We start from the raw sequence: 12,357 nt of genomic DNA on the forward strand, positions 1-12,357 counted from the left end.
TACACTAGCTCCGAGGATAAGCCGAAAACGAACGGTAAACCTAAAAAGTCGAGCCAGTCAGCAGGGCAATCCTAATGGGTTGATATAATTTGTTTATCTCACCCAAACTTGACCCTTCGCGGTTTTAGTCAAAAATACCCAAATTCCGCCTGGGAAGCTTAAACACTTGACCCTAGGCCCAGATTTATGCCTACGTATATCCCTCTCAGTTAGCCGATTTTTAGGCCTGCAAACAAGTCATCATCAGTCTGGGAAAATGAAAGTAGGTCTTTCTGCCAAATTTTGGATTTGATTTGAGTTTGAAAAAATGTCGCCTTTGATTGTCTTCCTGAAGGGGTCGTCTCAGAAAACGGAAAATAAAGCACGTTAAGCTGATGGCAACGGGCGTAGCGGCCTGAACTTCCCCGCGCCTACCTTGGTGCTGCTGCGCCACAGGTAATCTCCAGTCAGGTTGATGTGCTCCCAGCCCAATGGCGAAAGATATTGCAGCAGCGTGTCGTCCATCGACTTACCATTGACGTGTAGCGCGGCGGTGGCTCGTTCCAAGTACACGGTGTTCCAGAGCACAATTGCCGCCGTTATGAGATTGAGTCCACTGGCGCGATAGCGCTGCTGCTCGAAACTGCGATCCCGGATTTCACCCAATCTGTAGAAAAACACCGCCCTGGCCAGAGCATTGCGCGCCTCGCCCTTGTTCAGCCCGACTTGGACACGCCGACGCAACTCTACGCTTTGCAGCCAGTCCAAAATGAATAGCGTGCGCTCAATGCGACCCAGTTCGCGCAGGGCAATCGCCAGGCCATTTTGGCGTGGGTAGCTGCCGAGCTTGCGCAGCATCAGCGAGGCCGTGACTGTGCCCTGTTTGATCGAGGTGGCCAACCGCAAAATCTCATCCCAGTGGTCGCGGATGTGTTTGATGTTGAGCGTGCCGCCGATCATGGGCTTGAGCGCATCGTAGCTGGTGTCACTTTTCGGGATGTACAGCTTGGTGTCCCCTAAATCACGGATGCGCGGCGCAAAGCGAAAGTCCAGTAGGTGCATCAGACCGAAGACATGATCAGTGAAGCCTGCCGTATCGGTGTAGTGCTCCTCGATCCGCAAATCCGATTCGTGGTACAGCAGGCCGTCGAGCACATAGGTCGAATCGCGCACGCCGACGTTGACCACCTTGGCGCTGAAAGGTGCGTACTGGTCGGAAATATGCGTGTAGAACAGCCGTCCAGGCTCAGCGCCGTACTTGGGATTGATGTGGCCGGTACTCTCGGCCTTGCCGCCCGCCTTGAAACGCTGTCCGTCCGATGATGATGTGGTTCCATCCCCCCAGTTCGCGGCAAACGTGTTGCGTAACTGGGCATTGACCAGCTCGCCCAATGCCGCCCCGTAGGTTTCGTCCCGAATATGCCAAGCCTGCAACCAAGACAGCTTGGCATAGGTCGTACCGGGACAGGATTCGGCCATTTTGGTCAAACCAAGATTGATGCCGTCAGCCAGGATCGTCGTCAGCAGCAAGGTTTTGTCCTTTGCCGTGTCGCCAGTTTTCAAGTGCGTGAAGTGCCGGGTGAAGCCTGTCCACTCGTCTACCTCCATCAACAGTTCTGTGATTTTGACGTGCGGCAGCAATGCCGCCGCTTGGTCGATCAGCGCTTGCGCGGTATCTGGCACCGCTGCATCGAGTGGTGTGACCTTCAGTCCTGACTCGGTGATGATGGCGTCTGGCAGGTCGTTGGACGCGGCCAAGCGATTGGCCGTAACGAGCTGCTGCTCCAGCAACAACAGCCGGCCATGCAAGTACTTGTCGCAGTCGGTGGCCACGGCCAGCGGTAATTCGCTGGCCAGCTTCAAGGTGGCGAATTTTTCGACGGGCACCAGGTACTCGTCGAAGTCCTTGAACTGGCGCGAACCCTGAACCCACACATCTCCCGAGCGCAGCGCATTCTTCAGCTCCGACAGGGCGCACAGTTCGTAGTAACGCCGGTCGATGCCATCGCTGGTGAGAACCAGTTTCGCCCAACGCGGCTTGACGAACTCTGTGGGTGCGTCGATGGGCATCTTCCGGGCGTTGTCGGTGTTCATGGTGCGCAGCACGTCGATGGCATCAAGCACGCCCTTGGCAGCCGGTGCCGCCCGCAGCTTGAGAACGGCCAAAAACTCTGGTGCGTAACGGCGCAGCGTGGCGTAGCTTTCGCCGATGCGGTGCAAGAAATCGAAATCAGCAGGTTGCGCAAGCTTTTGCGCCTCGGTGACGCTGGCGGCAAACCTTTCCCACGGCATGACCGATTCGATGGCAGCGAAGGGATCGCCGCCACTCTTTTTGGCTTCAAGCAATGCTTGGCCGATGCACCCATACAGACGCACCTTATCATTAATCGCCTTGCCCGAGGATTGGAACTGCTGCTGGTGTTTGTTCTTGGCCGCATTGAACAGCTTGCCGATGATGCGGTCGTGCAGGTCAATGATTTCGTCGATAACCGTGGCCGTGCCTTCAATGACCAGCGCCACCAGGGTGGCATAGCGCCGCTGCACCTCGAACTTAGCCAGATCAGCGGGTGTCATCTGCCCACCCTCACGGGCGATTTTTAGCAAGCGGTTTTGGTGAACCTGCCGCTCGATGCCACCGGGCAGTTCAAGCGCCTGCCAAGCTTTAAGGCGCTCAATATGTTCGAGCATGTGCCGCGAATTCGGCTTGACAGGCGATTGCCGTAGCCAAGCCAGCCAGGTCGTTTTGCTGCCCTCTTTGCGCTTGAGCAGTTCGTCCAGGCGCTGGCAATGGACAGGCAACAAGGAATCGGCCAATGCTGCATGGATGCGCCGATTGGCGCGGGTGATCGCTTCGGCGCAAGCGCGCTCGATGGCGTTCATGGCGGGCAAGATGATGGCCTGTCGCCGGAGGTTTTCGACAAGGGTGTTGGCCAACACAATGCCTTTGTCCGTCTGCAAGGCTAGCTCGGTCAATGTATGCACCGCTTGCCGATAGTGGCTCATGGTGAATGCCTTGAACCCGAACCGCGTTTGCAATTCGACCAGGTGCTCGCGCCGGGTCTGGTCACGCAGTCCGTATTCATTCCAACTTTCCACTGGCACCTTGAGTTGCATAGCGACCAATCGCAGCAGGGGTGGAAACGGAGGCTCCTCAACGCCAAGGACGATGCCGGGGAATCGCAGGTAACAAAGCTGAACGGCGAAGCCTAGCCGATTCGCAGGCCTGCGCCGCTGACGAATGATCGACAAGTCGGTTTCGTTGAACGTGTAGTGCTGGATTAGTTCATCTTTGGCATCAGGTAGTGCGAGCAGGCTGTCACGCTCGGCTGCGGACAGAATCGAACGACGGGGCATATGGGCTCCTCTTGAAAACGTAGGTTTTTGAGATGCCTCGCCGAGTCAACAGGTGGTTACATGAAATCAAGGCGTTAAGATTCTTAAAAACGGTTCTTGATATATTATTATCAATTGGTTATCATGACAATGAATTTCAATAAAGGAGAGATGCCATGCAAACCGTGATGACGACCCCGCCCGTACCCACAGGCAAAATCAAGAGTTTTGGTGCGTTTGGACCGAAGTACGAGGTTGGTCAACCACTTCGTCAGTTAGATGATGGAGACTGGATAGTCGAGGTCAAGATGATCGAGACAGGTGAGTCAACCGAATATCGGCTGACTCATGTTTTTGATGACCCGGAGGCCAACTGATGTATGCAATTTCTTTCGATCTTACGGTGGCTGACGCCGAGAAGAACCACCCCAAGGGGGTTTCTCAAGCCTACACCGAGATCGGTGCCGTCTTGGGTGAGCATGGCTTTCGTCGTGTGCAAGGCAGCTTGTATGTGACGGACAACGAGGACATGGCCGCCCTCTTCCTGGCGATCCAATCACTACGCTCGCGCACGTGGTTTCCAAAGTCGGTACGCGACATCCGCGCCTTCCGCATCGAGCAGTGGTCAGATTTTACTGCAGTCGTCAAAGGGTAAGAGATGTTAATCGGCTATGCGAGAGTCTCGACACAGGATCAAAACTTTGATTTTCAGATTGAAGCCTTAACCAAGGCAGGTTGCGAGAAAATCTTCGACGACAAAATAAGTGGCCGTTGCGTCGATCGACCAGGACTGGCCAAAGCGTTAGAAATGCTGCGCGATGGCGATACTCTCGTCGTTTGGAAGCTTGACCGACTTGGACGTAGCGTCAAAAATTTGGTTGATCTGGTTGGTGAATTGCACAAACAAGGTGTCCAATTCAAGAGCCTTACTGATTCCATCGACACTGGCACGCCTTCAGGGCGTTTCTTCTTTCATGTCATGGCCAGTCTGGCTGAGATGGAACGGGAGTTGATGGTGGAACGTACCCGTGCAGGGCTGGAAATGGCCCGTCAGCTTGGACGTAAGGGTGGTCGTAAGCGCCAGATGACTGACAGCAAAATCGAGTCAGCAAAAAAACTGCTGGCCAGCGGCATCCTGCCTCGGGATGTAGCCAATAACCTCGGAGTATCCGTTCCAACGCTGTACCGCTGGATTCCAGCTTCCACGACTCCTTAGCGTGCTTTATTTTCCGTTTTCTGAGACGACCCCCTGAAGAGAGGATATCTTCAACCAGCCCAATATTGACAGTGACAGTAGTTATCGTCAGATTGGGTGGCGATAAAATCCTTATGCTTCGTAAGTGATCATCATAAAGCTGTAAAATGAAAAAAGGCAGAGCCAAATGAATGACCCTGCCTGACCTGTCCTATTAAATCGGTCCCGGATAATGTTATAATTACTGACCGAAAATTACATGGAGGACAGGCATGCCGAAAAAACGATATCGACAGGAGGATATCCTTACAAAGCTGCGTGAAGAGGATATGGCTGTTATCAGTCAGGGGGAAACAATCGCAAACGCGACCAGGACGCTAGGTGTCAGTGAAGTGCTAAGTGGACGGTCTTATTCAGACAAGAAGCAAGTACTGTTGAGATAGTTTTCGGTGTATGGTTTTGCTGAAAGCGGTGCACACCCAACCTCAAATAATACTTCTCTGGAAGCTGATAAGGCGGCCTGCGCATGCCGTTCTGTCAAAGCAGATGTCATTTCGTAATCCACTAGCATACGGTTAATGCGCATCGACTCAAGTTTGTTCGCAATGTACGGCCCCTTCCTATCTTTTAAGGCTTGAACAATGTTCTTGTGTCCCCCTTCACCACGAGTTGAACTAGCAGTGAAATCTCTGGCAGAGATAAGAGCAGCATAGTAGGCACGATTAATGATTGTTCTAATTAAACATGAAGAGGCCGGCATCTTTCTCGTGTCAAAAAGCCAACACGCTAAGGTGAAAAAATCTGTGGGGCTGAAACTTGCGGGGGAAGAGGTTTTAGGCTTGGGTGAGGACGACATGTCTCAATCCATCAGTTAAACCCTCTTTTTCTATTTCATCAAAAAGTTGACGGTCTTTTGCCACGAACAATTCATCGATAGGTAAATTTGTAGAAAGAACAATTTCCATGATAGACTCTCCCGTATCAGGGTCGGCAAGCAAGTTGATTTTTTTTTCTACTGCTAATCCCGAGTAAACCCGTTCAATGATGGGGCCAAGCTGGGCTACAAATGACTTAGCCAGTGGCATGGAATCTAAATATAGTTCGATAGATGACTGTTGAACACTTTCAAAGTGGTAACCTCTCAAGAGGAGAGACTCTGCCGTTTGGCCTTTACTGAAGAAGTGGTCGTATCCGATACTACTCTTTAAGTCAGAAGGACAGGTTGGGATTGAATAAGTAAAATTATAAGGGCTTAGCGTAAGACAACAAAAGGCAAGTGTTGAAAGTAAAGGCGAGTTGCTTTTTTTAGGGGGAAGCGCCATAACCATATCGGTTAGAGGTTTCCTGTATGGATCAATGTTTTCGACAGTACTTGTATTCATTATTTGAGACCTATTGCTGTTAGTTGTTTTGCATTCAGCAAATCACGAATAGTCTGTTTATTATACTCATGGAGGATATCAAAGATAGAACGTAAGTAAGCTTCGCTATTATTTGAGGAGGAAAGCGCTTCTGGATCAGAATGATATCTAATCGTATGTTCGATAGTAGTAATGATTCCAGCAGGTGTTTCATTTGTGCTTAAGTTGAGTACATTGAGAAATCGACCTTTGAACTCAGATTTACTCTCAAACCACCCCTGATGCACATGCCATAGCGCCCCTGCTTGCTTAACCTGTTTTGTTAAAAATCTAGAGTTTAGATTAAAAATCTGATTTAGCTGATATGCCTCTTGCGAAGGCCCTATAAAACGATCAACGACTCGCAACGCTAAGAATATTAAAGGATTTTGTTCGTCTGCTCCTGTTGACAGTACTACCGAAAGATCCTTTAAGGCCTTTGCCGAGCTAGACCCCCACCTATCATAGTCAAAACAAGAAATTTCAGCTACATTTTCATTAGCTCTTATTGCCCATGTAGGTTTGTTCGTTTCCTTGTTGATCGTTTGTAACGAAAATCCAGATACCCCAGTCTTAATTTGGGGGGGGAGCTCCTGATTCGGAGTACCTTCAAGTTTTAATTCAACCGAGTGGACTGGCGAAAAAATTGGATACTCAGAGGATAAAGTTTCCTTAAGCGTTTCAAGGGCATTTAATGAAGAATGGGAGAAAGGTTTTTCATGTGCAGCTATGAAAGTAGCGACCTCAATAGAGTGCTTATCGCCAATTGGCCGTCCCATTATGATTCCTTAAAATATTAAAATTGATGCGTGCGAGGGGATTAAAACTGATGGAATGAGTATGTGTTTACATATAGTATATTCGTCATATTATATTTAATCCGCCATGTCAATAAGCAGTTTCAAAGTGCGCTGGTGGTAGCCTGGTGGGGGAGTAAACACATTTTCTTTCTCCTGTTGGTTCTTCTAGACTAACCGAGACCAATAAAACGAGCCCATTAACTTGTCCGCACATTACCCTACACAGACAATCCTTTTGGTCTGCCGGGAGATTGTCTGCTGGTACTGGAAAATAGTTCATGATGTCCTCAATCACATCCTAAAAATAACGAAATTTATGGTTGTTACTGATAAGGTCACAAAAAGATGGGGTGTTCGAGATAAAGTTCTCGGCACCCCATTTCATTTTTATAGCAGCACAGTAGCCAGCAACAAGTTTGGAAGTTGCAAAATACTTATGCTTCGGAAGTGGACCTATTAAGGAACTTGATTGACAAAAAAAAGCCGTCCAGATACTGTAACGTCAGTTTTATGATAGGATGAACAAACTGATCTTCTCGGCGCGTACCGATTTCTTTAGGCACCCTTGCCAAGGGGAAATCTTATTTACTGCTATGCAATGCCTGATTTATCGGGCATTATCAACTTATCAGGGCAAATTGACCTGATAATAAGTGGTTATGTTTTAAGCACACTATGACAGAACCTATTTTTTTGTATATTGGTCTTGCAATATGTATGTTTGCAATTCTTCAATCTATTTTTGGAGTGGCGATATATTTCACTATCTTGTCAAAATTCACTGGCGGGAAAATCGTAGCAAGAGAAAAAGAACCCAATGAATTTAAAACAGCTATTATTATTCAATTGGTTACGGGATGCTTTCTTATTGTGCTTGAAATTCTTGTTTAAAGTATTCTTTGTGTCCAACTGTTTTTATAGAACTCAACAGATATAGTTTAAATCAACATAACCAGTCACTTAACCGGACCGTCCGACCTAGGCGGCTTTTTCCAATGTCTCCGGGTCGCTTGCTTGTGGACAGTCCTTCCGGGGGCCGGTTAGCTCAACGTTATGCCGAACTTAAAAGATAAGATACAAATGTGTTCACAAGGTCATTTAGCAACAAACAATTAATGTGGAGGCAGACGTTTGTTAACCTTACAGAATATCTCACTTATGTTAATTGCACTATTTGCAGGAGCAAGCTTTGTAATCCAGCAGGCAGTCAATTCAAATCTTCGTTTTGAAATTGGATCACCTTGGTGGGCTGGATTCTTTAGCTATCTTGGCGGCACAATCGTTATGCTCATTATGATTTTTTTGATGCGAGATCCAATTGTGACTGCCAACCTGACTTTACGTAGCTCATTATGGTCATGGACAGGAGGTCTGTTTGGAGCCATTTACATAGCTATTTCGATCCTGCTATTACCCCGACTGGGTATCTTCACCGTTGTCGCATTAATAGTAGTTGGCCAGTTAATAACATCAGTCGCATTTGACCATTTCGGCGTTATGAATGTGCCAATTCAACCCATAACTATTACACGAGGAATTGGCGCAGGATTTCTTTTAATCGGAGCAATATTGATTCGGTGGTAAATTTTATCCAGGCGATTATGTATAAAGAAATTAGGCATAACAAACGGCTGCACACGGAAAATCTGGCCTACGGCCAGTTTTCCGGTGAGCCTTCTCGTTAACCCTCAACGATACAATTTATGTCTATAATAATTTCCCTCGATAAATGTTCTGCTATTTCACCTCATTGTGTTGTGAAAATTATGCAAGGAGGGAAATTACCTAAAGGTGGCGGTATATGGAGCATCGAGAATGAAATTAAACCTTCAGATTTATACTGCTATCTTTACGCAAAGTTTGGACCGCCGAACGGTTTACAAAACCTATTCAGACAAGATGATTCTGATAACCTAATTCATTGGGATTGGACTCTTGGTCATGAACTTGGCTTGATTATGATTCTTGGGTTAAATATGCGCACAGAAGTTCATCTCCTCGGTAACTTTGATTTTCCGCGCTGCAATAAAGAAGCATTTATTTCATCTATAAAAAATGATCTTGGCAACTATGGTAAGGCAATATCAAAATTTCGCTGTGAACATCTAGAAAATTGGGATATTTTTATTAATCCATATAGACAATTAAATGATACTGTAGAGCAATTTATTACTGAGTTAAGTGAATTAGATTTAAACCCGAAAAAAGAAAACCTACAAAATCCTACTAGCCCTGCTAATTATTCAAATTTCATGGATAAAATGAATAAATTAATGGAGCGCTATAATAAAGGAATCGGTCTTGCCATCTCTTTGAGAATTATGCTGCCAATACTTGCAGAGACTTTTATTAATCTCTTAATTTTCATTCTATGCCGACCAGACATAAGAAATAATAAGAGACTATTCGATTCTTACTTCAAGGAAAATATTGACGTAAGAATCCAATCTCTTCACATAAAATGTTCCGGTTTTGCAACACCAATTGATTGGAACTCTGAGCAGTGTAAAAAATACAATTCGATTGTTAATCAACGTAATGACCTATTACATGGCAATATCGCCGTTGAAAAGCTGAAATTCTCAGAAATTTTTTTTAATGGAAAGGTCCCTGTGTTTAAACAGTATGAAACAATGTGGCAGCAATCAGTTGGTGTGTCAATTAACGCATCAGGTGTTGGTAGTGTCAAACAACTTCAAGAAGATATTCAAGAATTTATTGAATATGTGCTTTCTTGCCTGGAATCTGATGCAAAAGGGCATGTGGAATTTATCTTAGCCAAACGAGATATTGGAAGGAATCGTGAAAATGGTCGACTAGGTATTCTCCTCCCTGACTACCTTGTTGATTTTGGAGTTTCATATATACAAAATGGTTAACAAGCGCATAGAGAGGGACGGCGGGGAGCAGCGTTCTCTGTATCAAGTCCAGTGGCCGCCGCCCCTCATGCTGGCGTTGTTTAGGAGATATATAAAATGGGTAGTTGCTGTGAAGACAATTGTGCTGTAGAAGCCCTTCGCGAAAGTCAGCGAGGAACACTGCGAAATGTGCTCGGCATTAATGCCGTAATGTTCCTGTTGATCGTGGTGGCCGCACTTTATGGCAAGTCAACTGCGTTGTTAGCTGACAGCCTTGATAACCTTGGTGATGCTTTGACATATGGCCTTAGCTTGTACGCTGTTTCGAGGGTCGATGCCGTAAAGGCTAAGGTCGCGCTGTTCAAGGGCGGCTTAATTTTCTTAGCAGCTTGTGCCGTGGTTGCCCAAATAGTCTACAAATTTTTCGTTCCAAGCGTTCCTGTCTTTGAGATCATGGGCATGTTCAGCCTTCTCGGCCTCGTCGCAAACTCACTCTGTCTTTATTTACTTTGGCGGCATCGCCACGCAGACGTGAATATGAGTTCGGTGTGGGAGTGCTCACGAAATGACATAGCATCAAACATTTCAGTGTTTGTGGCGGCCGGTGCGGTCTGGCTCACCGGTTCGAGTTGGCCCGATATCATTGTTGCATTAGGTCTAGTATGGTTGTTAATCCGTTCTTCGATTCGAGTTGTTTCGTCAGCCATGGTAGCGCTTCGTGCAGCAACCTAATCGGATAGCCGGGGGTTTTTCTCCCCCAGCCTCCACACCACCTAGCAAGTTTGTAGGTTGGGTTGAGCATCGCGAAACCCAACAATTTTGGTCGTGGTGCAGACCATGATGCCGTTTGGGACATCCGTAACTGTTGGGTTTCGTTCCTCAACCCAACCTACAAGGTTTCCCCGGGCGATATCTTGAATGATGTCCTATCTCACATCCTAAGAATTGCCAAACTGATGAATGTTACTGATAGGTATAAGACAATGAGGCACCTCGAAACCTGAAGACTTGCGTATATTCCCTCAAATCAACCACACCCGTGAGATGTGTGGTGGCTGGCCATTATAAGCAAACAGGAGATCGGTTTGCATCTTTGATGTAGACTCCGTTTGTCGGAATGCAAAGATGCAAAATAATGGATAAAATATTATCCGGTCATCTTTCGTCTTTTTTCCTTCCTTCAATGCCCAGAAAGGGCAGAAACAGGTGTGTCGCATGTTTTTTACATGCGAGGTATTCTCGCTCATCCTTGATGATATATTGAATAGCGTTTCCCTTACACCGCTTTTTTTGTGTGGTCTCAGCCTCACAACGGTGAACCTCCGGTGTCACATGGGAGTGCCTCTCAGGACCTTGCCGGCAGATTTCGTTAACAGCCTGGCTGAGACGAAGAAGAAGTTTTTTATCATCTATGCTCCAGCCATGGGATTTATAATGATCGGCGGCAGTTTTGAACTCTTTTCTTAAATAATCCAGCTTTACCGAAATATTTTGGTCTGCAAGGAGTCCTTTCCGGGCAATACCCTCAAAGGCAAATATGATATATTTTGCGAACGGATCACTTATTTCTTTTGCTTGCAGCTCCTCTTCTTTTTGATTCACCCTGTCTCTTTGCCTTTGTAACGATCTCCGGATTTCCGATATAGCTTCACTTTGGATTTCTCGGGATAAGGATTTATCCAAAGGAATTCGTAACCCCTTCTCTAGTTCTTCAGCCATACGATCATAAGTCCTTTGCACCCATTCCACGAGATTATTATAGCCCAAGTCAAGGATCACCTCGGATAACTTTTTATCCAGGCTTATCGTCGACCTCTTTCCGTCTTTTTTGCTGAAATGCACTCGTACGATCTCTTCCACCCCGCCCCTCCTAATTGTGGCTAACATATTATCCAGCAGGATATCATAACACCTTTTCCGACGCAAGGTCCAATCAAAGGTGTTGGGCCATGGGCTTTGCTAATCAATGAAAACAGACGGGACATACGAATACCGATGCCTGGCTGATGGAATATTATTCCCTTTCATCAAGAACGTTGTTCAATTCCTCCGCCGTAATCCGGCTGTATTGCATGCTATAGGCCGCATTCTTGTGGCCTAATTGCCGTTGTACAGCGGCTACATTCCCGGTTTTGTCTATGATATGCCGGCCCATGGCGTGACGGGCCGAGTGCGGGGTTTTGCCTTCCACCTTGGCCAGTTTACAGACCTCATTCCAAATACTGTTCACCATCTGTACCCCTAAGCGACCCGGACTGGTAGCATTGGCTGCGGGCAGAAAAAGGGCGGCTGATTGCCAAGCAATGGCATCAAGGGTCCGCTCCTGGTTGAGGTAGTCTTTAATTGCCTGCAACCCTTCCTGGCTGATATGGTACGTGTGCAGGTGGCCGCCTTTCTCTTCAACCGTTATCGACCGTTTTTTACCATCGACAGCGGTCCAATTCAGGTTACAAATAGCCGCCCGGCGCATGCCCGTCTCGATCAAAGCATAGACGATCGCCCGGTTGCGATAAGGGCGATAACCCTTGTGGCGTGCTCTTTCCTGGCCCTTGCTCCGCCGCCGATCTTTGGATAATCCCCCGACGGTCAACAGCAGATCTGCGGCATCGAGGAGCCGTCGCCTTTCCCCAGGGGTAAGCGCCCTTTCAATATGGGTATTTTTGACTAAAACCGCGAAGGGTCAAGTTTGGGTGAGATAAACAAATTATATCAACCCATTAGGATTGCCCTGCTGACTGGCTCGACTTTTTAGGTTTACCGTTCGTTTTCGGCTTATCCTCGGAGCTAGTGTA

General features: G+C 47.2%; 12 protein-coding genes. 7 read left to right on the plus strand and 5 right to left on the minus strand.

The genetic code is table 11. From position 1 onward, the window contains the following. Positions 1-366: 366 nt before the first annotated feature. Complete coding sequence (locus FP815_05380; protein MBA3014368.1) at positions 367-3,333, minus strand: Tn3 family transposase; 2,967 nt, start codon at positions 3,331-3,333, stop codon at positions 367-369. Between the two features lie 155 nt (positions 3,334-3,488). Here FP815_05380 and FP815_05385 point away from each other — a divergent pair, with 155 nt between their 5' ends. Genes FP815_05385 through FP815_05395 form a run of 3 tightly spaced genes read left to right on the plus strand, consistent with a single transcriptional unit; the run spans position 3,489 to position 4,528 of the window. Next, positions 3,489-3,689 (plus strand): hypothetical protein, encoded by a 201-nt coding sequence (locus FP815_05385; protein ID MBA3014369.1) that lies wholly within the window; start codon positions 3,489-3,491, stop codon positions 3,687-3,689. After that, positions 3,689-3,967, plus strand: coding sequence for a virulence factor (locus tag FP815_05390; GenBank protein ID MBA3014370.1), 279 nt, complete (start codon positions 3,689-3,691; stop codon positions 3,965-3,967). The genes FP815_05385 and FP815_05390 overlap by 1 nt, the downstream gene beginning before the upstream one ends. A 3-nt stretch (positions 3,968-3,970) precedes the next feature. Continuing rightward, positions 3,971-4,528: a recombinase family protein gene (locus FP815_05395; GenBank protein ID MBA3014371.1), complete on the plus strand. Its 558-nt coding sequence runs from the start codon at positions 3,971-3,973 to the stop codon at positions 4,526-4,528. 812 nt (positions 4,529-5,340) lie between these two features. Here FP815_05395 and FP815_05400 read toward each other — a convergent pair. Beyond that, positions 5,341-5,889 carry a hypothetical protein gene (locus FP815_05400; GenBank protein MBA3014372.1) on the minus strand — a complete coding sequence of 183 codons (549 nt, stop codon included), beginning with the start codon at positions 5,887-5,889 and terminating at the stop codon, positions 5,341-5,343. After that, positions 5,889-6,686: a TIGR04255 family protein gene (locus FP815_05405; GenBank protein MBA3014373.1), complete on the minus strand. Its 798-nt coding sequence runs from the start codon at positions 6,684-6,686 to the stop codon at positions 5,889-5,891. Before FP815_05405 ends, FP815_05400 begins: the two co-directional genes overlap by 1 nt. A gap of 696 nt (positions 6,687-7,382) precedes the next feature. Between FP815_05405 and FP815_05410 the strand changes: the two genes are divergently transcribed. The 4 genes from FP815_05410 (at position 7,383) to FP815_05425 (ending at position 10,297) form a co-directional block, all read left to right on the plus strand. Next, positions 7,383-7,598: a hypothetical protein gene (locus tag FP815_05410; GenBank protein ID MBA3014374.1), complete on the plus strand. Its 216-nt coding sequence runs from the start codon at positions 7,383-7,385 to the stop codon at positions 7,596-7,598. Positions 7,599-7,865: 267 nt separating this feature from the next. Next, positions 7,866-8,291, plus strand: coding sequence for a DMT family transporter (locus FP815_05415; GenBank protein ID MBA3014375.1), 426 nt, complete (start codon positions 7,866-7,868; stop codon positions 8,289-8,291). A 119-nt stretch (positions 8,292-8,410) separates the two neighbouring features. Beyond that, positions 8,411-9,586 (plus strand): hypothetical protein, encoded by a 1,176-nt coding sequence (locus FP815_05420; protein MBA3014376.1) that lies wholly within the window; start codon positions 8,411-8,413, stop codon positions 9,584-9,586. Between the two features lie 96 nt (positions 9,587-9,682). After that, positions 9,683-10,297, plus strand: coding sequence for a cation transporter (locus FP815_05425; GenBank protein MBA3014377.1), 615 nt, complete (start codon positions 9,683-9,685; stop codon positions 10,295-10,297). 423 nt (positions 10,298-10,720) lie between these two features. Here the strand turns inward: FP815_05425 and FP815_05430 are convergent, their stop codons facing one another. Both FP815_05430 and FP815_05435 read right to left on the minus strand, forming a co-directional pair. Beyond that, positions 10,721-11,425 carry a hypothetical protein gene (locus tag FP815_05430; GenBank protein MBA3014378.1) on the minus strand — a complete coding sequence of 235 codons (705 nt, stop codon included), beginning with the start codon at positions 11,423-11,425 and terminating at the stop codon, positions 10,721-10,723. Between the two features lie 154 nt (positions 11,426-11,579). Then, positions 11,580-12,215 carry a site-specific integrase gene (locus tag FP815_05435; protein ID MBA3014379.1) on the minus strand — a complete coding sequence of 212 codons (636 nt, stop codon included), beginning with the start codon at positions 12,213-12,215 and terminating at the stop codon, positions 11,580-11,582. Positions 12,216-12,357: the final 142 nt, after the last annotated feature.

This window comes from Desulfobulbaceae bacterium, from assembly GCA_013792005.1.
Lineage (GTDB): Bacteria > Desulfobacterota > Desulfobulbia > Desulfobulbales > VMSU01 > VMSU01.

Coding starts and splice junctions, on each gene's coding strand:
- FP815_05380 (MBA3014368.1), bottom strand. CDS start 3,333: ATGCCCCGTCGTTCGATTCTGTCCGCAGCCGAGCGTGACAGCCTGCTC.
- FP815_05385 (MBA3014369.1), top strand. CDS start 3,489: ATGCAAACCGTGATGACGACCCCGCCCGTACCCACAGGCAAAATCAAG.
- FP815_05390 (MBA3014370.1), top strand. CDS start 3,689: ATGTATGCAATTTCTTTCGATCTTACGGTGGCTGACGCCGAGAAGAAC.
- FP815_05395 (MBA3014371.1), top strand. CDS start 3,971: ATGTTAATCGGCTATGCGAGAGTCTCGACACAGGATCAAAACTTTGAT.
- FP815_05400 (MBA3014372.1), bottom strand. CDS start 5,889: ATGAATACAAGTACTGTCGAAAACATTGATCCATACAGGAAACCTCTA.
- FP815_05405 (MBA3014373.1), bottom strand. CDS start 6,686: ATGGGACGGCCAATTGGCGATAAGCACTCTATTGAGGTCGCTACTTTC.
- FP815_05410 (MBA3014374.1), top strand. CDS start 7,383: ATGACAGAACCTATTTTTTTGTATATTGGTCTTGCAATATGTATGTTT.
- FP815_05415 (MBA3014375.1), top strand. CDS start 7,866: ATGTTAATTGCACTATTTGCAGGAGCAAGCTTTGTAATCCAGCAGGCA.
- FP815_05420 (MBA3014376.1), top strand. CDS start 8,411: ATGTCTATAATAATTTCCCTCGATAAATGTTCTGCTATTTCACCTCAT.
- FP815_05425 (MBA3014377.1), top strand. CDS start 9,683: ATGGGTAGTTGCTGTGAAGACAATTGTGCTGTAGAAGCCCTTCGCGAA.